At 64.8% G+C, this 24,057-nt stretch carries 21 protein-coding genes; 5 read left to right on the top strand and 16 right to left on the bottom strand.

What is annotated here, in order from left to right; all coding sequences use genetic code 11:
- Genes JLZ96_RS21015 through mca form a run of 3 tightly spaced genes read right to left on the bottom strand, consistent with a single transcriptional unit; the run spans position 1 to position 3,154 of the window.
- Positions 1-2,010 carry a thioredoxin domain-containing protein gene (locus JLZ96_RS21015; protein WP_201011167.1) on the bottom strand — a complete coding sequence of 670 codons (2,010 nt, stop codon included), beginning with the start codon at positions 2,008-2,010 and terminating at the stop codon, positions 1-3.
- On the bottom strand, positions 2,010-2,282 hold the full coding sequence (locus JLZ96_RS21010; protein WP_032381331.1) for a hypothetical protein: 273 nt from the start codon (positions 2,280-2,282) through the stop codon (positions 2,010-2,012). The genes JLZ96_RS21015 and JLZ96_RS21010 overlap by 1 nt, the downstream gene beginning before the upstream one ends.
- Entirely contained in the window at positions 2,279-3,154 is an 876-nt protein-coding gene (gene mca / locus JLZ96_RS21005) for a mycothiol conjugate amidase Mca (RefSeq protein WP_176458524.1), read from the bottom strand. The genes JLZ96_RS21010 and mca overlap by 4 nt, the downstream gene beginning before the upstream one ends.
- 103 nt (positions 3,155-3,257) lie before the next feature.
- Between mca and JLZ96_RS21000 the strand changes: the two genes are divergently transcribed.
- Positions 3,258-3,698, top strand: a complete 441-nt coding sequence (locus JLZ96_RS21000; protein WP_027498149.1) for a DUF4307 domain-containing protein — start codon at positions 3,258-3,260, stop codon at positions 3,696-3,698.
- 223 nt (positions 3,699-3,921) lie between these two features.
- Positions 3,922-4,416: a transcription elongation factor GreA gene (gene greA, locus JLZ96_RS20995; RefSeq protein WP_027498150.1), complete on the top strand. Its 495-nt coding sequence runs from the start codon at positions 3,922-3,924 to the stop codon at positions 4,414-4,416.
- Positions 4,417-4,484: 68 nt separating this feature from the next.
- Here the strand turns inward: greA and JLZ96_RS20990 are convergent, their stop codons facing one another.
- From JLZ96_RS20990 to ilvA, 4 genes are all read right to left on the bottom strand, one after another.
- Entirely contained in the window at positions 4,485-5,279 is a 795-nt protein-coding gene (locus JLZ96_RS20990) for an ABC transporter permease (RefSeq protein ID WP_027498151.1), read from the bottom strand.
- Positions 5,276-6,244: a daunorubicin resistance protein DrrA family ABC transporter ATP-binding protein gene (locus JLZ96_RS20985; protein WP_027498152.1), complete on the bottom strand. Its 969-nt coding sequence runs from the start codon at positions 6,242-6,244 to the stop codon at positions 5,276-5,278. The genes JLZ96_RS20990 and JLZ96_RS20985 overlap by 4 nt, the downstream gene beginning before the upstream one ends.
- A 55-nt stretch (positions 6,245-6,299) precedes the next feature.
- The gene (locus JLZ96_RS20980) at positions 6,300-9,431 is read right to left on the bottom strand and encodes an arabinosyltransferase domain-containing protein (RefSeq protein ID WP_201011166.1); all 3,132 of its coding nucleotides are present in this window, start codon (positions 9,429-9,431) and stop codon (positions 6,300-6,302) included.
- Positions 9,432-9,505: 74 nt separating this feature from the next.
- The gene (gene ilvA / locus JLZ96_RS20975; RefSeq protein ID WP_236254201.1) at positions 9,506-10,669 is read right to left on the bottom strand and encodes a threonine ammonia-lyase; all 1,164 of its coding nucleotides are present in this window, start codon (positions 10,667-10,669) and stop codon (positions 9,506-9,508) included.
- 136 nt (positions 10,670-10,805) lie between these two features.
- On the opposite strand from ilvA, the gene JLZ96_RS20970 reads away from it, so the two are divergent.
- Genes JLZ96_RS20970 through JLZ96_RS20960 form a run of 3 tightly spaced genes read left to right on the top strand, consistent with a single transcriptional unit; the run spans position 10,806 to position 12,690 of the window.
- Positions 10,806-11,729 (top strand): DUF6286 domain-containing Asp23/Gls24 family envelope stress response protein, encoded by a 924-nt coding sequence (locus JLZ96_RS20970; RefSeq protein ID WP_201011165.1) that lies wholly within the window; start codon positions 10,806-10,808, stop codon positions 11,727-11,729.
- Positions 11,729-12,280, top strand: coding sequence for a hypothetical protein (locus JLZ96_RS20965; RefSeq protein ID WP_032369687.1), 552 nt, complete (start codon positions 11,729-11,731; stop codon positions 12,278-12,280). Before JLZ96_RS20970 ends, JLZ96_RS20965 begins: the two co-directional genes overlap by 1 nt.
- 20 nt (positions 12,281-12,300) lie before the next feature.
- On the top strand, positions 12,301-12,690 hold the full coding sequence (locus JLZ96_RS20960) for a hypothetical protein (RefSeq protein WP_201011164.1): 390 nt from the start codon (positions 12,301-12,303) through the stop codon (positions 12,688-12,690).
- Between the two features lie 70 nt (positions 12,691-12,760).
- On the opposite strand, the gene JLZ96_RS20955 is transcribed toward JLZ96_RS20960, so the two are convergent.
- From JLZ96_RS20955 to JLZ96_RS20915, 9 genes are all read right to left on the bottom strand, one after another.
- Complete coding sequence (locus JLZ96_RS20955) at positions 12,761-15,286, bottom strand: polynucleotide kinase-phosphatase (RefSeq protein ID WP_201011163.1); 2,526 nt, start codon at positions 15,284-15,286, stop codon at positions 12,761-12,763.
- Complete coding sequence (locus JLZ96_RS20950) at positions 15,283-16,593, bottom strand: 3' terminal RNA ribose 2'-O-methyltransferase Hen1 (RefSeq protein ID WP_236254193.1); 1,311 nt, start codon at positions 16,591-16,593, stop codon at positions 15,283-15,285. Before JLZ96_RS20950 ends, JLZ96_RS20955 begins: the two co-directional genes overlap by 4 nt.
- Positions 16,594-16,855: 262 nt before the next feature.
- Positions 16,856-18,046, bottom strand: a complete 1,191-nt coding sequence (tuf, locus tag JLZ96_RS20945; protein WP_032365471.1) for an elongation factor Tu — start codon at positions 18,044-18,046, stop codon at positions 16,856-16,858.
- A gap of 102 nt (positions 18,047-18,148) precedes the next feature.
- Entirely contained in the window at positions 18,149-20,251 is a 2,103-nt protein-coding gene (fusA, locus tag JLZ96_RS20940) for an elongation factor G (protein WP_027498159.1), read from the bottom strand.
- 95 nt (positions 20,252-20,346) lie between these two features.
- A complete protein-coding gene (gene rpsG, locus JLZ96_RS20935) occupies positions 20,347-20,817 on the bottom strand; it encodes a 30S ribosomal protein S7 (protein ID WP_003941856.1) in 471 nt (156 codons plus the stop codon).
- 1 nt (position 20,818) lies between these two features.
- The gene (rpsL, locus tag JLZ96_RS20930; RefSeq protein WP_027498160.1) at positions 20,819-21,193 is read right to left on the bottom strand and encodes a 30S ribosomal protein S12; all 375 of its coding nucleotides are present in this window, start codon (positions 21,191-21,193) and stop codon (positions 20,819-20,821) included.
- A 276-nt stretch (positions 21,194-21,469) separates the two neighbouring features.
- On the bottom strand, positions 21,470-22,012 hold the full coding sequence (locus JLZ96_RS20925) for a DUF3558 domain-containing protein (RefSeq protein ID WP_201011161.1): 543 nt from the start codon (positions 22,010-22,012) through the stop codon (positions 21,470-21,472).
- On the bottom strand, positions 22,009-22,527 hold the full coding sequence (locus JLZ96_RS20920; RefSeq protein ID WP_094652102.1) for a DUF3558 domain-containing protein: 519 nt from the start codon (positions 22,525-22,527) through the stop codon (positions 22,009-22,011). Before JLZ96_RS20920 ends, JLZ96_RS20925 begins: the two co-directional genes overlap by 4 nt.
- Positions 22,528-22,599: 72 nt before the next feature.
- Positions 22,600-24,015, bottom strand: coding sequence for a guanine deaminase (locus JLZ96_RS20915; RefSeq protein WP_201011160.1), 1,416 nt, complete (start codon positions 24,013-24,015; stop codon positions 22,600-22,602).
- Between the last annotated feature and the right edge of the window lie 42 nt (positions 24,016-24,057).

The raw sequence follows: 24,057 nt of genomic DNA, 5'->3' as shown, positions 1-24,057 counted from the left end.
TCACTTCCGCAGTGCGACCGCCAGATCCTCGACCGACGTCACAGGCCGGTCGCAGACGAATCCGCGACACACGTACGCCGTTTCCTGCCCGTCGACGGGCGGTCGGCCCGTCAGCAGCGCAGACGAGTCTGCGGAGCCTCCGACCACCACGGAACCTCCGGGCGCCAGCGACCGCGCGGCGGCGAGCAACTCACCGCCCGGTGCGAGCGATACGGCGATCTGAATCGGGCCGCGCACTGCTGCCTCGGCCACGGCCAGCCAGTGACCACCCGACCTCGGGGCGCGTTCGAGGATGGCCGCTGCTCGCGCGAGCGAGGCAGCGGCCAGTTCGGCGTACCGTGCGGACGATTCGTGATCGACGAGTGCGGCGGCGGTGAGCAGCGCCTCGGCCATCGTCGACGCTCCCGACGGAGTCGCGCCGTCGATCGGATCCCGCGGCCGGGTCACCAGGGTCTCGGCATCGTCGGCCGTGTCGAACCAGCTGCCGGCGTCGTCGGGATCGGCGAAGTGCTCGATCGCGGCGTCGAGGATCGTCGTCATCCGCCGGGTCCAGACCGCGTCGCCGGTGGCCTGGAACAGCGTGGCAGCGGCCACGGCGAGGCAGGCGTAGTCCTCGAGCACTCCGGTGGCCTCACCCACTGCGCTACCGAGGGACGCCCGCCGGACACGTCCCGATTCGACGTGAGTGGCGAACAGTTGCTCGCCGCATTCGACGGCGGCGTCGACCCAGGTCGGTTCGTTCGCGCCGGTTCCGGCCTCGGCCAACGCGGTGATGGCCAGTGCGTTCCACGCGGTGACCACCTTGTCGTCTCGACCGGGTTGCGGCCGCGACGCTCGAGCCGCCGACAACGCGTTCCGTATGCGGGCGAACCGGTCGTAGTCCTCGGGCTCGGCGGGCAGTTGCAGCACAGACATACCGGCCTCGAACGTGCCGGCGGAGTTCACCGCGAACAGGCCTGCCGCCCACACACCGTCCTCGAAACCGAGGGTGTCGACCAGCTGCTCGGGGGTCCACACGTAGGTCAGACCCTCGACTCCTTCGGTGTCGGCATCGAGCGCCGACGCGAAACAGCCGTTGGCCGTGCGCAATTCACCGAGCATGAAGCGTGCGGTATCCGACGCCACCCGACGCACCAGCGGATCATCGTCGACCCGGGCGGCGTGCGCGTAGAACCGCAGCAGCAGCGCATTGTCGTAGAGCATTTTCTCGAAGTGCGGAACGATCCATTCGGCGTCGACCGAATACCGTGCGAAGCCGCCGGCGAGTTGGTCGTACATGCCGCCGCGCGCCATTGCCGCCGCGGTACGTCGAACCACGTCGAGTACCTCACCGTTGCCGGTGCGCTCGTAGTGCCGGAGCAGACCCTCCAGCAGTGCACCCGGTGGAAATTTCGGTGCCCGGCCGAAGCCGCCGTAGGTGGTGTCCTCGTCGGCGCAGACCGCCGCGACGGACGCGGCCAGAAAATCGGCGTCCAGCGATCGTCCGCCGGCCAGAATTCCGGAACTCTGTTTGCGCAGTTCGGTGACGATGGCCGCGGACGCGTCGAACACCTCCTGTCGCCGGGTGGACCAGGTATCGGCGATTGCGGTCAGTAATTGTTCGAAGGAGGGCATCCCCTGGCGCGGGGCCGGTGGGTAGTACGTCCCGCAGTAGAAAGGTTCGGTCTCGGGTGTGAGGAAACAGGTCATCGGCCAACCGCCTTGACCGGTCATCGCGACAGTGGCGTTCATGTACACCGCATCGAGGTCGGGGCGTTCTTCCCGATCGACCTTGATGCACACGAAGTGCTCGTTCATCAGGGCCGCGGTGGCCTCGTCCTCGAACGATTCGTGTGCCATGACATGACACCAGTGGCACGCCGAGTACCCGATGGACAACAGGATCGGGACGTCGCGATCACGCGCGGACTGCAGTGCCTGCGGTCCCCACTGTTGCCAGTGCACCGGATTGTCGGCGTGCTGACGCAGATACGGACTGGTGGATTCGCCCAGCGTGTTCGCGTCGAGCATCAGGGTTCGTCGGGAACAGCGGGTTTCGGACGGCTGGTGTCCGGTTGTGGGCTCGGCGTGATGCCCCCACGATCGGTGCCCTCGTCGAGCGCCTGATCCAGCGTGGGATCTTCTTTCTCGAAGGTCGCGGGCAGACGCTTGATCTTCTTGTTCATGGACCAGATCAGCAGCGCCGTTCCGACCAGCAACGCCACGAGGATCACCAGACCGATCGGCGACGACTTGCCGAACTCGGGCCCCGTGGGCTGCTGGGCGAGGATCGACACGATCATTGTTCGGTCTCTTCTATTCCCGCGAACAGGTCGGTCTCGGGCAGTGACGTGGTCACGCGGGTGCGGGCGAGCTCGAACTCCTCGGTGGGCCACAACTTGCGTTGGACGTCCACCGGCACCGCGAAGAACGCTCCGTTGGGATCGATCTGCGTCGCATGGGCTCGCAGTGCGTCGTCGCGCTGCTCGAACCAGTTGCCCACGTCGACCTGCGTGGTGATGCGCTCCATGATCTCGTCGCGCTGACCGTCCCACCGCTTCAGCCAGTCGACGAACGGGCTCTCCTCGCCGCGGTCGATGAACCAGTCGTGGAAGAGCTGCATGCGCTTACGCAGGAAACCGTGCGAGTAGTAGAGCTTGAGCGGAGTCCACGGCTCACCCGCATCGGGGAAACGCTCGGGATCGCCCGCGGCTTCCCACGCGGCCATCGAGACCTCGTGGCAGCGTATGTGATCGGGATGCGGGTAGCCGCCTCGTTCGTCGTAGGTGGTGATGACGTGGGGCTTGAAGTCTCGCACCACCTTCACCAACGCCTCGGTGGACACCTCCAACGGCACCAGCGCGAAACAGCCCTCGGGCAGCGGCGGCAGCGGATCGCCCTCGGGAAGTCCCGAGTCCTCGAATCCGAGCCACGTCTGCTGTACCCCGAGGATGCGCGCCGCCTCGGCCATCTCCTCGCGTCGAACCTCCCTGATCCGTTGGTGGACGCCCGGAATGTCCATCGCCGGATTGAGGATGTCCCCTCGCTCGCCGCCGGTGAGCGTGACGACCAGAACGTCGTGCCCTTCGGCCGCATAGCGGGCCGTGGTCGCAGCACCTTTGCTGGACTCGTCGTCGGGATGGGCATGCACTGCCATGAGCCGCAGTCCGGACACGTTCTTCCTCACCTCGGATTCGCCTTGTTCTTGCCTGCCCTATAGTTCCACCTGACGCCGACATGCCCCCAGCGGCACCCCCGATTTCACTCCGAGAGCTGACATGACCAACGCACTTCCCGCAGGTAGATACCCGTCGGGTTCCGGTCCGAGCGGCATTCGGCGAGCTCCGAAACGTGCGACGAAGATCGCACTGGTGGCACTGGTCCTGCTGGTCGGGCTCGGCGTGGCCTACTACGCGTACACGAAATTCTCGGTCAAGCCCGTCGAAGGCAGCCAGCTTTCGTTCGACATCGTCGACGAGAGCACGATGTCGATCCGATTCAGCGTCACCCGGGAGAACCCGGAGCAGCCGGCGGTGTGCATCGTCCGCGCTCGTTCTCGCGACGGTTCCGAGACCGGACGGCGCGAGGTGTACATCCCACCGGAGTCCTCCTCGACCACGGTGGAGCTCACCACCGACGTGACGACGTCGTCCCCACCCGCCGTCGGAGACGTGTACGGCTGCAGCCTCGATGTTCCCGAGTATTTACGAGCCCGATAGGCGAAGAGCCTGTTCGTGGTAAGCTCGGGTCGTACACGGCTGCCGCACAGGTGCCGTGTATTGCTGCATTGCGGGCAGGGTTACCTGCGTCAACGATGTCGACGGCTCCAGGATGCGGGCCGACCAAGGGGATCCATCCATTGGAGTCCCCTCTTCGTTGCGTGCCCTACCGCCTAGAAACCGGAATCGAACTCGAGATTCCGACTACGAGGGAGTGATCGAGATGACCGAGACCCAGGTGACCTGGCTTACCCAGGAATCACACGACAGGCTCAAGAGCGAACTCGACCAGCTCATTTCCAATCGCCCCGTCATCGCCGCCGAGATCAACGAGCGTCGCGAAGAGGGCGATCTGAAGGAGAACGGCGGCTACCACGCTGCGCGCGAGGAGCAGGGCCAGCAAGAAGCACGCATTCGTCAGCTGCAGGAACTGCTCAACAACGCGAAGGTCGGCGAGGCGCCCACCCAGTCGGGCGTGGCTCTGCCCGGATCCGTCGTCAAGGTCTACTACGACGGCGACGAGTCCGACACCGAGACCTTCCTGATCGCCACTCGCGAAGAGGGTGCCCGCGACAGCAAGCTCGAGGTGTACTCCCCCGCGTCCCCGCTGGGTGGATCGCTCATCGACGCGAAGGTCGGCGACACCCGCGAGTACACCCTGCCCAACGGCAAGACCATGAAGGTCACGCTGGTCAGCGCAGAGCCGTACCACACCTGATTCGAGCCTTTTCTCGAACAACACCCCCGGTCGCCCAGCGGCCGGGGGTGTTGTCGTTTCGGACGATCTCAGGCAGTCATCGTCTTCTGGTACTTGCGGACCGACAGCGGCACGAACACCACGAGCATCACCACGACCCAGATCAACGTGTACAGGACCGGGTTCTGCAACGGCCACACCTCGGGCGGTGGGGCCATCGGATTGGTGTTGCCGAACTGCTCACGCACCGCCAGGGTCACCGACGAAATGGGGTTCCATTCCGCGATGGTCTTGAGCACGCTCGGGAAGTTGTCGATCGGCACGAAGGTGTTCGCGATGAACGTGAGCGGGAAGATCACGATGAACGACGCGTTGTTGAAGATCTCCGGGGAGCGCACGATCAGTCCCACCAGAGCCATCACCCACGAAATCGAGTACGCGAACAACAGCAACAGCACGTAACCGAGCAGAGCGTCGAAGAACGACGACGTGATGCGCCAGCCCACGATGAGTCCGGTGATGGACATGATCGTGATGGTGACGACGTTGTTGCCGACGTCGGCGGCCGTCCGCCCGATGACGACGGCAGATCGCGCCATCGGCAGGGACCGGAAGCGATCCATGACGCCCTTCTGCAGATCCTCGGCCAGTGAGGATCCGGTGATGGACGCACCGAAGATCATCGTCTGAACGAAGATGCCACCCATCAGGAAGCTCTTGTAGTCGATGCCGGGTACGTCGATGGCACTGCCGAAGACATAGGCGAACAACAGCACGAACATGATCGGTGACAGCGTTGCGAAGAACAGCAGATCGGGAACTCGCTTGAGCTTGATCAGGTTTCGCTTGGTGATGATCGCCGAATCCAGGAGAACGTTGCTCATTTCTCTTCCTCCGCAGCCTCGGGCTCGCCGGTGGTCTGACCGGTCAGAGACAGGAACACATCGTCGAGGTTCGGCCGTCGCAGACCGACGTCGACCACCCCGATTCCCGCAGCTTCCAGACGACTCAACGCCGTGGACAGATCCTTCGATCCACCGTTGACCGGCATGACGATCCGTCCCACCTGTTCGTCCAGGGTGGGCGGCTCGACGCCGATCGGGGTCAGGATCTCTTTGGCGCGATCGGCCTGAGATCGGTCCGTGAGTACGAATTCGATTCGCTCGCCGCCCGTTTGGGCCTTCAGCTCGTCGGCGGTGCCGCGCGCGATGATCTTGCCCTTGTTGAGCACGATGATCGAATCGGCGAGCCGGTCCGCCTCCTCGAGGTACTGCGTCGTCAACAGGATCGTCGTTCCGTCACGGACGAGATCTGCGATGAACTCCCACATCGTGATTCGGCTGCGCGGGTCGAGACCGGTGGTGGGTTCGTCGAGGAACACCACCCGTGGCCTGCCGATCAGACTGGCCGCGATGTCGAGTCGGCGACGCATGCCTCCGGAGTACTGCTTGGCGGTGCGGTCGCGTGCATATTCGAGGTCGAATCTGCTCAGCAGCTCGTCGGCGCGTTTCCTCGCTTCGGCCTTGCGCAGCCCGAACAGTCTGCCGACCATCTCCAGGTTCTCGTACCCGGTCAGATACTCGTCCACGGCTGCGAACTGGCCCGTCAGGCCGATCGTCCCCCGAACCTCGTTGGCTTGCTTCGCTACATCGAGCCCGAACACCCGCGCCGAACCGGACGTTGCCTGCAGCAGAGTGGCCAGGATCCGCACCGCCGTCGTCTTGCCCGCACCGTTGGGGCCGAGCACACCGAGCACCGTGCCCTCGGGAACCGTGAAATCGATCCCGTCGAGCGCGACGTTCTTCCCGTACCGAAGTACCAGGTTCTCTACTTCTATAGCGTTCGCCATGGCCCTCTCCCCGTTTCTTCCACTGTCGGTATAAGGACTTCCGAACGCGTAGAGATTAACCGGTTTTGATGGGACCGGGCGTCCACAGGCCGGAACGCTGGATCTCGGTGGCTGTGATCTTCGCCGGCTCAGCCGATCGGTCGTACGGTGTGTACTGCTCGATCGATCCCCAGTCGCGATCCCAGTCCCCGTCCAGGTACGACGGGATGGTGCGGGCCGAGGCAACGACATCGATCCATCCGAGCGGGCCGCCGCCGAAATGGTCCTGCCATGCGTTGGTGATGACGGCACCGCTGCGGTCCGGCAACACCCGGTACTGCGGAACTTCGGCAACCCCGAGTCGGTGATCGAACGGATGCTGACACGGAAAGTTGAAGCCCACCTCCCAGTCCAACAGCACCGGATTCTCGCGCCCGACAACCTCGTTCAACGTCTGCGTTCGCGGCACCCGCGGCGGGGTGACCGCAAGCCACTGGTCGGGGTCGCGGTCGGTGTCACTCAGTACCAAACGAATCATGTTGCTGCCGGCGGGAATCAGGTCCATCGGCACCCGCAGGTTGCGCCACGACGGCGTCGGGCCGATGTCGATGGGCGTCACCCGCCCCTGCGCCCGGCCGTCCACTCCGTACTCGAGTTCGAGGTTCTGGCCGTAGGTGACGATGCCGTCGGAGTTCACCGAGCGGATGCGTCCGGCCGCGGCGATGGAGACGAGCTGACCGGGATCGGCGGGCAGCGCGTACCAACCGGTGGTCAGGGTGGCGGGAGTGTCCGATCCGAACGACCCCAGTACCGGCACGGTCGCAGGGTCGAGGCCGTACGGCAGTGCACTGCCCCCGGTTCCGGCTCCGGTGGTCGACGTCGGCTGTTGCTGATCCTCGGTGTCGACGGTGTTCGAGGTGCCCGACGCCGAGGATTCCTTGTCTGCGGTGAGGTCCCGCGCAACCCCGTCCGGGGTGAAACCGTCGTTCTCGGCCCCGAGAGCAGCGAAGGCGTCGCCGCTGACCGGTTGCAGCACATCGGCATTGGGGTTCGTCTCGAGCAGCACGTCGTTCGCGAGTCCACACGTGTTGCCGGCCAGCGCCGACAGGTTCGATTTCGCGACCGAGTACGACGGCCACTGAGCCACCGCGCCCTTGGCCATCGATGCCACGGCCAGCAGCACCATCAGACCTGCGGCCACGGCGATCGGCGGCACCGACCACCATCGCGCCATCGGCTTGTCGGCGCGGACGTACGGCGCACGCAGATGGAACCACACGGCGGCGAGCAACAGCAGTACCGTCAGGCCGAGGAACATCGTCGAGATGCCGAGACCGGCCACGAGAATCGGCTTGTCCCAGAACGGAACTCCCCACGCCGAGACGTACCAGTAGCCGTTGGTTCCGGTGAAGGCGACCGCCGTCAGGAACGATACGGCCGCCGCGAACAGCAAACGGTTGCGCCGCGAACGGAGCACCGCTGCGCCGGTTGCCACGGCCGCGAGCACCGCAACCGAGGCCGCGAGCCCAGCGAACACGCCGAAGTGATGCGTCCACTTGGTGGGGGTGATCATCATCAATGCCATGGCCCCGACGGTGATGCCGACGATGCGTCGAGCGGGCCCGGTGGCGGTGCCGGGAATCTTGCCGCCCTTGCGCAGCATCGCGATCACCACCGCGATCAGCGAGACGACCATGACGAACACCCCGAAGCGGCGCGCCAGCGAGCCGTCGATGTCCATGTTCATCAGCCACTGGTAGCGCAGGTACTCCTCGAACCACGCCTGGCTCGGCCCGGCCGCAGTGTGCACCCGCTGCATCTCGAGCATGCCGGCCACGGTCTGATTCCCGAACGCGAAGACCAGTACCACCGTGCCCGACGCCACCAGCGGGGCGAGCAGTGTTGCCGCGCCGAGTGTAGTGGTGCCGAACGCGCGGGCGCGGCCGACGACGATCTGAATCACCGGCCGGGCACCGGCAATCAGTGGCGCGAAACAGATGAAGCCCGACGGTGCGCACGTGACCGTCAACGCGGCGATCAGAATCGCCGCTGCCGCAGGCAGCAGTCGCCGTGTCGCGATGGACCGCTCCACCGAACACCACGTCAGCAACACGCCCAGAGCAACGAACGGCTCCGGGCGCAGACCGTTGTTGTACGGCAACCAGAACGCCAGCATCACCAGCCCGCCGGTCCACAACGCAGTTTTCGACGCGCGGGCAGCGGCACCGAACCGCGGGATCACCTCACGACTGAGGACGAGCCAGACGACGACGCCGCAGATCAGCGTCGGGATCCGCATCCACACACTGGCCGTCGAGACGTGAGAGAGGAGGGTGAACATGTCGTACAACGGTGTGCCGAACGGTGTTTCGGGCACCCCGAAGTAACGGAAGTAGTTGGCCATGTACCCGGCGTGATCGGCCGTGCGTGCCATGCCCAGTTGATAGCCGTCGTCGGAGGTGTTCGCGCCGATGACGTGCCACACCAGCAGAGTCCCGATCACCACCGCGTCGGCCGGCCCGAAGCTCCACCAGCGACGCGGCAGGAACCGGCGGGCGCGACGGCCGTCGGACAGATCGAGGCGGTGCAGGGCCACCAGCGAGATTCCCGTGGCGAGCACTCCGAAAATCATCGCGAACCACTTGAGCGCACTCGGCGTGGACGAGAACCTACTGTCCAGCTCGGCCTGCAGCTGCAGACCGCGAACGTTGCCCTGCAGATCGCTGAACACTCCGACCAGCTGGGGCCGCACGTCGCCCTCGCGGGAGACGGTGTCGTCACCGGTCAGTCCGACCGTTGTCGCGGTGCCGTTCGAGGTGATCGTCAGCGAGCAGTCGCCCGCAGTCGATGGGCTCAGTTCCGCGACCGGCTTCTCGAGCAGGACCGAATCGCGCAACGTCACCTTCAGTTGCGACGCCTCGCCGCCGGTCACCTCGGCGACAAGACCATAGCGATAGGCGTCGGGCGATCCCTTGGGCGAGGTGGACAGCAACAGGCCGCCGTCGGAGAGATCGGCCGCGGCCGCACACGGGACGGTCGCTTCGACGCTGATCGGGGTGTAGCCGACGAGCGGAGCCTCGACATTGCCGACGGTTCCGCCCTGCGGCCAGGTCAACGACGACTGTTGTTGTTCGATCGGCAACAGCGGTATCGAGATCGTCAGCAGGATTCCCACCAGTGCGGAAACGATCGCGACGAGCCGTGCCATGCAAACTTCTCCCACCGATGTCCTGGTCCAGGTCGCTGATCAAGGTACCAGTGCGACCTGTGTGAACCCGGCCGTCAGCTCTCGACCTGCACCGCATATCCCGCTGCGCCCAGGGCGTCGAGAACCGTGCCGCGGTGATCGGGTCCACGTGTCTCGACGGTCAACATGACGTCGACTTCCTCGAGACCCAGACGTCCCCCGGTGCGGGAATGCACGACGTCGACGACACTCGCACCGGCGTCGCGCACGACGCCCAGGACGCCGGTGAGTCCGCCGGGCTTGTCCGAAATCGTCACCCGCACGGCCAGATAACGTCCACCGGCCCGAAGCCCGTGGGTGATGACATGAGTGAGCAGCAGCGGATCGATGTTTCCGCCCGACATCACCGCGCACACCGACCCCGTCAGACCCAATTCCTCGGCCGAGTGCGTCATCAGCGCTGCCACCGCAGCGGCACCCGCCGGTTCGACGATGAGCTTCGCTCGCTCGATGCACAGCACCAAGGCGCGGGACAGCGCGTCCTCACTGACGGTGACGACGTCGTCGACCCAGCCCTGCACATGATCGAACGGCACCGACCCGGGGAGACCGACAGCGATGCCGTCGGCCATCGTCGACATCGACGTCAGCGCGATCGGGTGGCCCGCCTCCAACGACGCCGGCCACGCGGCCGCGCCCTCGGCCTGCACGCCGATTACTCTGACGTCCGGTTTCGTCAGCTTCACCGCAGCAGCGACCCCCGCCAACAGTCCCCCGCCGCCGGTGGGGATCACGATGGTGCCGACGTCCGGCATCTGCTGCAGCAGTTCGGTTCCGAGCGTCGCCTGCCCGGCGACGATATCGAGGTGGTCGAACGGGTGGATGAGCGTGGCACCGGTACGGTCGGCGAATTCCCGTGCCGACGTCAGAGCCTCGTCGACGGTATTGCCCACCAGATGAACCGTCGCGCCGTACGCCTTGGTGGCGACGAGTTTGGGCAGCGACACTCCGACCGGCATGAACACCGTCGAGGTGATCCCCACCTCCGACGCGGCCCACGCGACACCTTGAGCGTGGTTGCCTGCGCTGGCCGCCACCACGCCTCGGGCGCGCTGGTCGGCGTCGAGCCGGGCGATGCGGTTGTACGCCCCGCGCGGCTTGAACGATCCGGTGCGCTGCAGGTTCTCGCATTTGAGGCGCACCTCGTGACCGGTCAGGTCGGACAGAATCCGTGACGCGACCACCGGCGTCCGGCGCATGACCGGCTCCAGCAACGCCTCGGCCGAGGCAATATCCGACGTGGTCACCCGAACGATTTCCGACACAACCGCAGTATGCCAGGAAGAATTGCGCCGCCGATCCGGCCGAGGTGCACCGCGTCACTACAGTTGTGGAGTGCAACACCACAGTGCCCACGACGAGTCGCGCGGAAGTCTGGAGATCAAACACCGTGCGCTGTCGAGAACGGCCATCGCGGCGGCATCGAAGGACCCTCGGGTCACCCGCACCACCGGCGGCATGTCGCGTTTGACCGGCCGCGAACTTCCCCGAGCCGACGTCACCCTCGGAGAAGACACCGTCTCGGTCAACCTCTACATCGGAGTGCGCTGGCCCTCGCAGATCACCGACGTGACCGAGTCGGTTCACCGCACCGTCGAGGCCGCACTGGCGACGATGACCGGTGTGCACGTGCATCGGGTGAACGTGCTGGTGTCGGATACCGCGCTGGACCGTACGGCGCGCGGTTCTGCTGATGATGTTGCTGCTGCGGTGGTTTCACCTCGACCACCCACGGCCGGTCCTGCGGCCATGCCGGTGGCGCTGGTGTTCGGGTTCGCCCTCCTCGCCGTGGCGTTCGTAGCCGGCCGCGAATTCTTCATCGCTCAGGGACACATCGTCGGCAGTCCATGGATTGCCGATGCCGTGCACTGGGTTTCGCAACTGCACTGGCAGGGGTGGATGATCGCGCCCGCCGTCGGATCGATCGTCGTCGGTGCACTCTTCGTCTTTGCGGGCGTCAAACCTCGGACGAGAACTCATTCGGGATTGGGCGGCCCGACACCCACCGTCTGGGCCACACCGACCGACATCGCTCGATTGTGCAGTGCTGCAGCGCAGTCCACTCGCGGAGTCGTGGACGCGCATACCGTCGTCACACGCAGGAAGATCGAGGTCCGGGTGCAGCGAGATCGAGCTGTTTCTCCGGACAGTGCCGACGCTGCCGTGCGCGCTGCCCTCGGTCCGTTACTGTCCGTCGCCGAGGGTGGGCGGCGTCTGACGGTGCAGCACTCGGTGTCGCAACCGACACGGGTGTCGTAGTGAAAACCTTTGTCGCCGGAGTGGATCGACTCGTTGCCGTCATCGCGGGAGCCACTCTCCTCGCCGGTGGCGGCTTCGCACTTGCGTGGCACTACGACGTTCCGTGGGCACGGGAGACGCTCTCTCGCTTCGAGCGTGCTCGTATTGCCGAACTGCCGCAGCAGGGTTGGTGGGTACCGACTCTGGCAATCGTCGTCGCGGTGGCCGTCGTCGCGGCGCTGGTGTTGTTGATCGGCAACTTCTCACCACGCACGACCGGAACGGCGAGCGTTATCGAGGAGCCACACTTCTCGGCGCATGTGGACCTGAGTGCGATCGCGTCGGGCGTGGCCGCGGAGTTGGCGCAGTTCCCTGGCGTCAGACGGGCCAGAGGAACTGCCATCGACGACCGAGGTATGCCCACCATCACCGTATCGGTCTATGCTGCAGCCGATTTCGACGTCGTCGGCTTCACCGCCGAAGCCGAGTCCCGCGCCGCGTTCGTGGCGCGGTCGCTGGGCGGCGCGGACGTGGCGACACGCGTCCAACTGCACATCGACAAACGGACCTGACGTCACGTTACGGTGGATCCATGACGGCATCGACGCGTAGCAGATTCGAGCGATGGTCCGGCGGAATGCCCCTCTCTGTCCCGGTGGCATTCGGAGCAGTACTGGTGATTGCCGCGTTCGCCTCGAAACTCGGTGACAGTTCCCTCTACTTCTACGTCCCCCTGGTGTTCGCGACGACCGGGACGACGATCTGGCTCAACGCCCGTCGTGCCCCCGATCGAACCGGCCTGCTCCACGCCGCTGTTGGATCAGCACTGCTGATCGGATGCGGCATCGTCGTCGCGGTCTGCGGACTTGCCGGAGGCGTGATGCTGGACTCGACCACCTTCTGGGCATCGATAGCGGTGACCGCGGCAATTGCCGCACCCATCGGTGCCGGAATCACTCCGTTTTCATCGCCGCGGGCCTGAGTGCGGCTTCGCCGCAGTGGTGTGGTTATGTGCCCCAGATGGCGCATAGCCACACCACTGCCGCAGGCACCTACAACCGCGGGTCCACCGGCTCCGATTCCAGTGCGAGTACCGCGAACACGGCCTGGTGGATGGAAAAAAGCGGTTCACCACGCACCGATCGGTCCAACGCCTCCATGCCGAGCGCGTATTCGCGCAGCGCCATCGACTGCTTGTGTCCCACGTTTCGGTTACGCAGTGCAGTGAGACGATTCGGGTCGGTGTAGTCCGCACCGTAGATCAGTCGCAGGTACTCCCGGCCCCGAACCTTCATGCCGGGCTGCATCTTTCCGCGCGGCATGTTGGCCGCCGGTTTGACGACCATGCCCTCACCGCCCTGTGCCGTCAACTCCTCCCACCATCTCTCCCCTGCCGCAACCGAATCCGACGATGCCAGATCGACCTCGATTCGACGGGTCGTCGTGAACAGCTTCGGCGCAGTGGCCACCAGTCGATCGGCCAGTGCAAGGTGCCATTCGTGCGGGCGGTCCGCATACGTTCCGGCGTCGGAGGCCAACAGCTGGAACGGGGCGAGGCTGACGCCTGCCAGTCCATCCGTCGGCCAGCTGTACCGCCGATACGCAGCAGTGAACTCGGCGAGGTTGCGCTGCCGACTCACGTTCCGTTCCTGCAGTTCGGACACGGCCAGGCCGCGCGAGGCCGCCCGAGCGAGCACCGACTCCTCGGCCTCGAGATTCGCCCGGGACACGGCAGCAGGTGCCGCATACTCGGACTTGATCAGGCCCTCCGCCTTGGCAGACCACGGCATCAGTTCGCAGTCGAGAACCAGCCAGTGCGAGGACAATTCGTCCCACACACCGGCCCCCTCCAGAGCGGCTGCCACCCCAGCGATCAGCACCCCGGTCACGGTCTCGTCGAACACCGGCCGACCGGTCCGCGTGTACGCGGTGCCGAGGACACCGTCGGGAGCGTCGAACTTCGCCCGAGCGGTGTCGGCATCGCGGCACACCACGACGACCACCCGCGAGCCCATGTGCTTCTCCTCGCAGATCACCGTCGACGCACCGAGCGCCCGATACGCGTCGAATGCCTCCGTCGGGTACTCGAGATAACCCTCTCGCTCCGAGGTACGACTCGGTGCCATGGTCGGCGGAAGGTAGTGCAGCCACTGCGGAGCCAAGGCGAACCGGCTCATCACTTCCAATGCGCCCGCGGCATTCTCCGGACGAACCGACACACGCCCACGCAGCGCAGTCTCCACTCCGGTCGGTCCGATGACGTCCGACAGATCCAGCGACGACGACCCCCGAACGAACCCGCCCAGCGGCCGGGTCGGCTCGTACCAGACCTGCTCTGCCGGCACCGAGACGACCTCCCGCTCCGGATACCGCAGCGCCGTCAACTTGCCGCCGAAGACACACCCCGTGTCCAGACACGCAGTGTTGTTCTCCCACTGCACCTCCGGCACCGGAGTGTGTCCGTACAGCACAGTCGCCGACCCGCGATAGTCCTGAGCCCATGGATACCGCACCGGCAGCCCGAATTCGTCGGTCTCGCCGGTGGTGTCGCCGTACAGGGCGAAGCTGCGCACTCGGCCCGACGCGCGGTTGTGGTACTTCTCGATCAACCCCGCGTGCGCAACGACGAGTCTTCCGCCGTCGAGCACCAGGTGTGCGACGAGACCATCACAGAATTCGAGCACCTCGCGGCGGAACTCGTCGGTCTCGCCGTCGAGCTGCTCGAGTGTCTCGGCCAAACCGTGTGAGGCAGTGACCTTCCGCCCGCGCAGCGCCTTGACGAGCTTGTTCTCGTGATTGCCCGGAACTGCCAGTGCTGCGCCGTTTGCCACCATCCCCATCACGAGCCGCAGCACACCGACCGAATCCGGCCCACGGTCGACGTAGTCCCCGACGAACACCGCCGTTCGACCCTCCGGCGGCGTTGCACCGACTGCCCTACCGTCTGCGTCGCGCTCGAGCGTGTAACCCAAAGTCGTGAGCAGGCTTTCGAGCTCCGACAGACATCCGTGAATGTCGCCGATCACATCGAAAGGCCCGGAAAGCTCCCGGCGGTCGCTACGCAGCGGGGTACGAACGAACGTCGCCGACGCCACCGCGTCGACGCCGTCGAGTACATGGACCGAGCGAAAGCCTTCTTTGGACAGCCCTCGCATCGAGCGCTGCAACTGGGACTGCTGGCGGCGCAGCACGTCTCGGCCGAACGTCCTGTCGCTGCGGTCCGCGTTGCGCTGTGCGCAGACCGGTTCCGGCACGTCGAGCACCACGGCAACCGGAAGGACATCGTGCTCACGAGCCAAGGCGATCAGGGCCTTGCGAGCCGCCGGTTGCACGTTGGTGGCGTCGACTACGGTGAACAGACCGGCCCGCAGCCTGGTTGCGACGAGAAATTCCAGGAGCGCGAACGCGTCCTTCGTTGCGCTCTGCAGGTTGGGGTCGTTGCTGACCATCCCTCGACAGGCATCACTCGACACGGTTTCGTACGGGCCGAACCGGTCTGCAGCGAAGGAGGACTTCCCCGATCCACTGATGCCGACGAGGACGACGAGGGACAGGTCCGGAATCTCGTAGGTACTCACTGGGACTGCTCCTCTCTGGTGAAAAACGCGATCTGGGTAGGGCTGCCGAGCACGTCGTCGACGGGTCCGATGCGGTCGAAGCGAACGGTGTAGGCGTGTGCGTCCGCCACCGACGTTGCCCACTGCTCGAATTGGGCACGGGTGAACTCGAATCGGTGATCGACGTGCCGAAAGGCCCCGGCGTCGAGGCCCGGGTACAGCACGTTGTATTCCGAGTTCGGCGTGGTGACGAGCACCGTCCTCGGACGGGCCTCTCGAAAGACCGAGCGCACCAACGCCGGAAGGCGTTCGAGGTCGATGTGCTCGATGACCTCCATGAGCACCATCGCGTCGAATCCCTGCAACCGCACGTCTCGATAGGTCGCCGACGACTGGAGCAGTTCGATGCGTCCACGCTGCCGATCCGACATCTCGTCGAGCCGGAGCCTGCGCTGCGCCTTCGCCAGCGCACGATCACTCACGTCGGCACCGAGTATCCGCTCGATTGTGTTGTGCGCAAGCAACTCACGCAACAGGCGACCCTCGCCGCACCCCATGTCGATGACCGACTTCGCACCGGCAGCATCGAGTGCAGCCAGCACCGCATGTAGTCGTTGCTCGGCCAACGTCGGATCCCGTGGGATGACAACCTCTCCGGGGGCATCCGGGACCAGACGATCCAGTGCGGACTCGACGAGCTCCCGACGGTGCGCCAGATACCGGGAGGCGATCAACGACGACTCCGGGTGATCACCGAGCCAATCCCCTGCTGCCCGAACGAGTTTGTCCGCCTCGTCCTCACCGACCCAATAGTGCTTGGTGTCGTCGAGCACTGGCAGCAGTACGTACAGGTGCCGCAGCGCAGCCGACAGAGCAAAGGTGCCGGTGAGTACCAGATCCACGTATTCGGAGTCGCCCCAGTTCGGCTGCGTCGAATCCAGTGGGATCGGGGTGGCCTCGACATTCCATCCGAGGGGACCGAACAGTCGAGGCGCAAGATCAGTCGCACCGCGCGACGGCGCGGCCGGCATCGTGACGATCAAATCGATTGCTGCAGAGACCAATTCGGGTCTTGTGGTACAGACGCCTGCCAGCGTCTGCTTGAACAGGCGAGACAACGCCACAGCAAGCCCTGATGCAGCCGGACTCTTGCCGTCTGTGGCGTCGAGCAGTACTGCAAGGGTTGTCCGCTCTGCCGAGACCTCGGGATACAACACCGTGGTCTGACCCATGGGCAGATTGCGGGTCTGTACGCGATCGGGGTGCTTGTGCAACAAATACCCGATATCGGAGGCGTCCGGGAAATCGGTTGTGGCATTTGCAGTCACGGTCAGTAGCACCGCAGCGACGTTACGGGACAGCCGCGTCCGATGCGTCCCATTTTTCGGTCGTGTACTCCCCTCTACCCGCCGGATCAATGCGACTTTGTTGCAGTCTGAGCGACTGAAACCCACATTGATCCCAACGGGAGGGCCGTCCAACGGGAGGGCCACACAAGGGAGGCCGCACATTGAGGAGGTCGCGTGCACACGCAAAAGCGGCACCCACCAGAAGGTGGGTGCCGCTTTCGTAGAGCTGGGTGAAGCTAGATCACTTGATGATCTTCGTGACGCGACCGGCTCCGACGGTACGACCGCCCTCACGGATTGCGAAACGCAGGCCGACGTCCATGGCGACCGGCTGGATCAGCGTGACGGACATCTCGGTGTTGTCACCGGGCATGACCATCTCGGTGCCCTCGGGGAGGGTCACAACGCCCGTAACGTCCGTGGTACGGAAGTAGAACTGCGGGCGGTAGTTGTTGAAGAACGGCGTGTGGCGGCCGCCCTCGTCCTTGGACAGGATGTAGGCGTTGCCCTCGAACTCCGTGTGGGGAGTCGTGGTGCCGGGCTTGATGATGACCTGTCCACGCTCGACGTCTTCGCGCTTGATGCCACGAACGAGGAGGCCGACGTTGTCGCCTGCCTGACCCGAGTCGAGCAGCTTGCGGAACATTTCGATGCCGGTGACGGTGGTCTTGGTCGAGCCGGGGCGGATGCCGACGATCTCGACCTCTTCGTTGACGTTGACCGAGCCGCGCTCGATACGTCCGGTGACCACGGTGCCACGACCGGTGATGGTGAAGACGTCCTCGACGGGCATGAGGAACGGCTTGTCGGTCTCACGGACGGGGTCCGGAACCGAGTCGTCGACGGCCTGCATGAGCTCCAGAACCGACTCGCCCCACTTCTCGTCACCCTCGAGTGCCTTGAGTGCGGAGACCTTGATGACCGGTGCGTCCTCGTCGAACTCCTGCGAAGCGAGGAGCTCGCGGACCTCCATCTCGACGAGCTCGATGATCTCGTCGTCGTCGACCATGTCGGCCTTGTTCAGTGCGACCAGGATGTACGGCACGCCGACCTGGCGGGCCAGGAGCACGTGCTCGCGGGTCTGCGGCATCGGGCCATCGGTAGCTGCCACGACCAGGATTGCGCCGTCCATCTGTGCCGCGCCGGTGATCATGTTCTTGATGTAGTCGGCGTGACCCGGTGCATCGACGTGCGCGTAGTGGCGCTTGTCGGTCTGGTACTCGACGTGGGAGATGTTGATCGTGATACCACGAGCCTTCTCCTCCGGAGCCTTGTCGATCTGATCGAAAGCCGAGGCCTCGTTCAGGTCCGGGAACTTGTCGTGCAGAACCTTGGTGATTGCAGCCGTCAGCGTCGTCTTACCGTGGTCAACGTGACCGATGGTGCCGATGTTGACGTGCGGCTTCGTCCGATCGAACTTCGCCTTCGCCACTGTGTGTCCTCCTGGACTGATCTGTGCGCGCCCCTGCGGGGCAAGCACGCGTATGTGTTGTTACTTATTACAGGTCGAGCGTGGTCCAGCAAACGAAGAGAATTACTCTCCGTTGACCTTCGCGATGATTTCCTTCGCTACGTTCGCGGGAACTTCTGCGTACGAATCGAAGACCATGGAGTAGTTAGCGCGGCCCTGCGTCTTCGACCGAAGGTCTCCGATGTAGCCGAACATCTCCGACAGCGGAACCAGTGCCTTGACGATACGGGCACCGCTGCGTTCCTCCATGGCCTGGATCTGACCACGGCGGGAGTTCAGGTCGCCGATGACCTCACCCATGTAATCCTCGGGCGTGATGACCTCGACGGCCATGACGGGTTCGAGGATGACGGGGCTGGCCTTACGGGCGGCTTCCTTGAACGCTTGTGAGCCGGCGACCTTGAAGGCCATTTCCGACGAGTCGACGTCGTGGTACGCACCGTCGAGCAGTGTGACCTTGACGTTGACCAGGGGGTATCCGGCGAGAACACCGTACTGCATGGCGTCCTGTGCACCGGCGTCGACCGAGGGGATGTACTCCCTGGGCACACGACCACCGCTGACCTTGTTCTCGAACTCGTACGTCGCGCCGTCTTCGCCCTCGAAAGGCTCGAGCTTGATGATGACCTTCGCGAACTGGCCGGAGCCACCGGTCTGCTTCTTGTGCGTGTAGTCGTGCTTCTCGACCGTCTTGCGGATGGTCTCGCGGTACGCAACCTGCGGCTTGCCGACGTTGGCCTCGACCTTGAACTCGCGACGCATACGGTCGACGAGGATGTCGAGGTGGAGCTCACCCATGCCGCCGATGACGGTCTGGCCGGTGTCCTCGTCCAGCTTCACCGAGAACGTGGGGTCCTCTTCGGCGAGCTTCTGGATCGCTGTTCCCAGCTTCTCCTGGTCGGACTTGGTCTTGGGCTCGATCGAGACCTGGATGACCGGGTCCGGGAAGCTCATGGACTCGAGGATGATCTGGTTCTGCGGATCGCAGAGCGTGTCACCCGTCGTGGTGTCCTTGAGGCCGATGACGGCGTAGATGTGACCGGCAGACGCGGTCGCGATCGCGTTCTCCTTGTTGGAGTGCATCTGGAACAGCTTGCCCAGACGCTCCTTCTTGCCCTTGGTCGAGTTGATGACCTGAGCGCCGGAGTCGACCTTGCCCGAGTACACCCGGACGTAGGTCAGCTTGCCGAAGAAGGGGTGCGTCGCGATCTTGAACGCGAGAGCCGCGAACGGCTCGTCTGCGGACGGCTTGCGAGTGATCTCCTTCTCCTCGTCGCCGACGGCGTGTCCGATGGTCTCGGCAACGTCGAGGGGAGACGGGAGGTAGTCGATGACCGCGTCGAGCATGGGCTGAACGCCCTTGTTCTTGAACGCGGATCCACACAGGATCGGGTACAGCTCGCTGTTGACCGTCATCTTGCGGATGGCGCCCTTGATCTCGTCGATCGTGAGCTCTTCGCCGCCGAAGTGCTTCTCCAGAAGCGCTTCGTCGGACTCGGCCACGGTCTCGAGCAGCTGCGTGCGGTACTCGTCTGCGCGCTCCTTGAGGTTTTCCGGGATCTCCTGGATCTCGTACTTCTCGCCGAGCTTGGTCTCGCCACTCCACACGAGAGCCTTCATCTGCACGAGGTCGATGACGCCCTCGAACTCGTTCTCTGCACCGATGGGCAGCTGGATGACCAGCGGCTTGGCACCGAGACGATCGATGATGGTCTGCACGGTGTAGTAGAAGTCCGCGCCGAGCTTGTCCATCTTGTTGACGAAGCAGATACGCGGCACGTCGTACTTGTCGGCCTGACGCCACACCTGCTCGGACTGCGGCTCGACACCTTCTTTGCCGTCGAACACTGCGACAGCGCCGTCGAGGACGCGGAGCGAACGCTCCACCTCGACGGTGAAGTCGACGTGACCGGGGGTGTCGATGATGTTGATCTGGTTGTCGTTCCAGAAGCACGTCGTGGCAGCAGAGGTGATCGTGATGCCACGCTCCTGCTCCTGCTCCATCCAGTCCATGGTGGCTGCGCCATCGTGAACTTCACCGATCTTGTAGGAGATACCGGTGTAGAAGAGGATGCGTTCGGTAGTGGTGGTCTTGCCGGCATCGATGTGGGCCATGATGCCGATGTTGCGGACCTTGTTGAGGTCGGTCAGCACGTCCTGTGCCACGAGTTAACCCGCCTTGGTGTTGGAAGAGGTATTGCCTGAGCTGATCAACGCTCGGGCGGCATCGGAAAGTTCCGAATACCGCCCGAGCGAGGAGATCACCAGCGGTAGTGGGCGAACGCCTTGTTGGCTTCGGCCATCTTGTGAGTGTCTTCGCGGCGCTTCACAGCGGCACCGAGGCCGTTGCTGGCGTCGAGCAACTCGTTCGCCAGACGCTCGACCATGGTCTTCTCGCGACGAGCGCGCGAGAACGTGACCAGCCAGCGCAGTGCCAGCGTGGTGGAGCGGCCGGGACGAACCTCGACGGGCACCTGGTAGGTGGCACCGCCGACGCGTCGGCTGCGAACCTCAAGGGCCGGCTTGACGTTGTCGAGTGCACGCTTGAGCGTGACGACGGGGTCGGTGCCGGTCTTCTCGCGAGCCTGCTCGAGCGCCTGGTAGACGATGCGCTCTGCGGTCGACTTCTTGCCGTCGAGAAGGATCTTGTTGACGAGCTGCGTGACCAACGGCGATCCGTAGACCGGGTCGTTGATCAGCGGCCGCTTGGGTGCTGGGCCCTTGCGTGGCATATCAGCTCTTCTCCTTCTTGGCTCCGTAGCGGCTGCGAGCCTGCTTGCGGTTCTTGACACCCTGGGTGTCGAGCGAGCCGCGGATGATCTTGTAACGCACACCCGGGAGGTCCTTCACACGACCGCCGCGAACGAGCACCATCGAGTGCTCCTGCAGGTTGTGGCCCTCACCGGGGATGTACGCGGTGACCTCTACCGAGGTGGTCAGGCGAACGCGCGCGACCTTACGGAGAGCGGAGTTCGGCTTCTTGGGGGTGGTGGTGTACACGCGAGTGCACACACCACGGCGCTGGGGACTGCCCTTGAGGGCAGCGGTCTTCAGTTTCGCGACCTTGTCGGTGCGACCCTTACGGACCAGCTGGTTGATCGTTGGCATAAACCGGCTTTCTTCGTGTCGATAAACAGGGATCTAGCAGTTGGAGCAAGAGAACACTGCTCCTCACCCATGACGTCTCCGCGGGTCTCTTGCACCCCGCGGTCGGGTGTGTCGCATACCCCCACACGTCCAGCCGGTTGCGCGCTCTCGAGACGAACGTGCGCACGGCTGTACCTCGCATAGGCACACAAACGGTCCGGCCAGGCCGGACACGACCCATAACGATACCCGGCGGCGCGGCCTCGGGTCAAAACACCCTTCGCTCTGATACGCAACCTATCTGCTCAGGTTGAGTGTGAGGTCTGCCAGCTTCGCTGCCCCCTGGCAGGGATCGGGGTGTGCGACGCCTGGACGGTACTGCACCCACCACCCGAAGATGCCCGCCTGGTCCGCTCCGGCCGACACTCCGCACGAGTCCGGGTCGTTCGGGCGTTGAGCCTGTATTGCCTTGCGGCCCTGCACTGTTGTGTCGCTGACGGTGTACGTCATCTTCTCGTCGGCCGCCCGCTCGGCGGCCAGGGTGCCGGACTCGAACCAGTTGAACGTCACCTTCACGATGCCCGCGGAACCGATCAGATCCCATCGGCAGATCGCTCCGAAGAAGCCACGAGCGATGTCGTCGGCTCCGGTGGCATCGGCAATCTGGTCGTCGGAGACGGCATCGCACTCGGTCAACAACTTGGTGAATTCTTGGTTGCCCGATCCGGCGAAGCTCGCCGGCCGCGGCGTGCCCTCGACCGACTGAGAGCAACCGGCCGCGAGCAGCAGAGTCGCGGCTGCGGCGAAAACCCGTCTCGAAGTACTTGCTCGCGATCTCATTGTTTGCGCTCCACGGTCAGCTTCGCCAGCTCGTTGCCGACGTCGCACGGCGGGCGCGCTGGGATCTGTTCGGAGTAGGTGACCGACCAATGGAAGAAGTCGTCGCCGAATTGCACACCGATCTCGCACAACGGGCCCTGCTCGGCTTCGAACCCGGGGTTGCCGTCGATGGCGATGTCCTTGGCCGGACGGCCGATCAGTTCGGAACCGGCGCGTTCGCGGCCGATCGGGCTACCGCGGTACCAGGAGAAGCTGACACTCGGTCCGCTGATGGCCACGGTTTCCCACTGGCAGCCGACGGAGTTGCGGGTGACTTGGGCAAACGGTCCGGCACCGAACGCGGCCTGCACCTCGGCGTCGCTGATCGATCCGCATTCGCCGAAGAACGGGCCGGGCTCGTACGCGGCCTTGCTCGTCGACGGCTCGGGCGCGGTATCGGCGGCGTCGGTATCCGAGCCACCGCAACCTGCGATCAGCGCGGCGACCGCGGTGATCACCAGTGCCACTCGCTTCATGCCGTCCTTCGCGTGCTGGTCCGATGCTGCAGTTCGCGTCGCACCGAACCTACCAACCGAACAGGGCAGCGGTCATGTGCCGTGCACAGCGCGCCCTTGGACGTACACACCCACGATGGCCGGCTCTCGCATGGCCATCAGCAGGGCGAACAGGTTCTGGTCGCGGGCCAGCTCGGGGTCCTCGGCCCGCACGCCGTGGTCGACGGCCGCGGCCAGCTGCGGCCACGCGTCGGGATCGACCACGACGAAGTCCGCCTCTTTCCCCACGTCGAAGTTGCCGATGCGCTCCTCCATGTCGAGTGCACGTGCCCCGGCGAGCGTCCCGGTGAACAACAGTTCGGCCGGATGCAGCGACAGGCCTGCGTCTCCCGGTTCGGAGATGTGCACCTTGAACGCGTCGGCCAGTACCTGCGGGAGCAGCCACTCGTCACCGCCTCCGAAGTCGGACCCGATGGCGATGTTCACCCCGGCGGCGACGGTTCTCTTCCACGGCATCGTGCCCGAGCCCAGGAACTGCTGCGAGGTGGGACAGTGCGCGATGGACGTACCCGTCTCGGCCAACCTCGTCAGTTCCGCGTCTTCGCAGTGCACCGCGTGCGCCAGAATCGACCGTCGACCCAGCAGGCTCTTGCCACCTAGCTGCGAGCCCGGCAGGAACTTGCCGTCGTAGGTGTCCAGGTAACTCTCGACCTGGTACGCACCCTTGGTGGCGTCGATCTCGCCGGTGCCCGGTCGGTTGTTCTCGTTGAGGTGCGTGTGAAAGTAGACGCCACGTGCCCGCACCGAGTCGTAGAGCTCGCCGAGGTTCCTCAGCGTCTCCGTGGTCACCGACAGAGAAAAACGCGGTACGACGGCGACGTGCAGCATCGCGGTGTCGACATCGCCGGTGTCGGCGGCGTGCCACTTCTCTATCTCCTCGGACACCAGGCGGATCGCCTCGTCCTCACCGGTGATCAGCGCGTGCGCCGACGCGGGGCCGGTGGTCTGGATCCCGCGGCCACTGACGATGCGCAGTCCGTGCTCGAGCGTCTCGGAGAACAAAGAATCCTGTGCGTGCGGGAATGCCGACCCGAACACCATGGCCTGCGTCGTCCCAGCGCGAATGCGTGCTGCGCAGAAGTCGCGCGCGGCCGCCGCCGCGAATTCCGGATCGGCGAATCGTGCTTCGGACGGAAAGATGCACGTGTTCAGCCATTCGAGCAATTGCCCGCCGCCGTAGGAGTCACCGGCGTAGGTCTGTGGGAAATGAATGTGCGTGTCGACGAATCCCGGCAGCAGAAAGCCGGGCCGGTGATCCGACACATCCACATGGGTGTATTGCGTTGGCAGAGAATCGAACTCGCCGCAGAACTCGATCCTGCCCTCGCCTGAGACCACGAGGGCACCGTCGGGAATCGAGACCAACGACGCGGCGGCGTCCAGCACTGTGGGCGAGCCCGCGATGTGAAAGATGTGGCCACGGTGGACGCGTGCGGAATCGGAAGTCACGAGCAGACTCAAGCACAGGTGGATCGGAACTGCAGATCGTGC

The sequence above is a fragment of the Rhodococcus sp. NKCM2511 genome, from assembly GCF_014905595.1.
In the GTDB taxonomy this organism is placed as follows: domain Bacteria; phylum Actinomycetota; class Actinomycetes; order Mycobacteriales; family Mycobacteriaceae; genus Rhodococcoides; species Rhodococcoides fascians.
The sequence above is the reverse complement of the archived record's forward strand: the minus strand, read 5'-3'. Positions and strand labels throughout refer to the sequence as shown.

What these genes read in the sequence shown, in the direction of transcription:
- JLZ96_RS20980 (WP_201011166.1), bottom strand. Translation starts at nt 9,431, where the DNA reads ATGGCACGGCTCGTCGCGATCGTTTCCGCACTGGTGGGAATCCTGCTG.
- JLZ96_RS20985 (WP_027498152.1), bottom strand. Translation starts at nt 6,244, where the DNA reads ATGGCGAACGCTATAGAAGTAGAGAACCTGGTACTTCGGTACGGGAAG.
- JLZ96_RS20920 (WP_094652102.1), bottom strand. Translation starts at nt 22,527, where the DNA reads ATGAAGCGAGTGGCACTGGTGATCACCGCGGTCGCCGCGCTGATCGCA.
- rpsG (WP_003941856.1), bottom strand. Translation starts at nt 20,817, where the DNA reads ATGCCACGCAAGGGCCCAGCACCCAAGCGGCCGCTGATCAACGACCCG.
- rpsL (WP_027498160.1), bottom strand. Translation starts at nt 21,193, where the DNA reads ATGCCAACGATCAACCAGCTGGTCCGTAAGGGTCGCACCGACAAGGTC.
- JLZ96_RS21015 (WP_201011167.1), bottom strand. Translation starts at nt 2,010, where the DNA reads ATGCTCGACGCGAACACGCTGGGCGAATCCACCAGTCCGTATCTGCGT.
- JLZ96_RS21010 (WP_032381331.1), bottom strand. Translation starts at nt 2,282, where the DNA reads ATGATCGTGTCGATCCTCGCCCAGCAGCCCACGGGGCCCGAGTTCGGC.
- JLZ96_RS20990 (WP_027498151.1), bottom strand. Translation starts at nt 5,279, where the DNA reads ATGAGCAACGTTCTCCTGGATTCGGCGATCATCACCAAGCGAAACCTG.
- JLZ96_RS21000 (WP_027498149.1), top strand. Translation starts at nt 3,258, where the DNA reads ATGACCAACGCACTTCCCGCAGGTAGATACCCGTCGGGTTCCGGTCCG.
- greA (WP_027498150.1), top strand. Translation starts at nt 3,922, where the DNA reads ATGACCGAGACCCAGGTGACCTGGCTTACCCAGGAATCACACGACAGG.
- JLZ96_RS20925 (WP_201011161.1), bottom strand. Translation starts at nt 22,012, where the DNA reads ATGAGATCGCGAGCAAGTACTTCGAGACGGGTTTTCGCCGCAGCCGCG.
- JLZ96_RS20960 (WP_201011164.1), top strand. Translation starts at nt 12,301, where the DNA reads ATGACGGCATCGACGCGTAGCAGATTCGAGCGATGGTCCGGCGGAATG.
- ilvA (WP_236254201.1), bottom strand. Translation starts at nt 10,669, where the DNA reads ATGCGCCGGACGCCGGTGGTCGCGTCACGGATTCTGTCCGACCTGACC.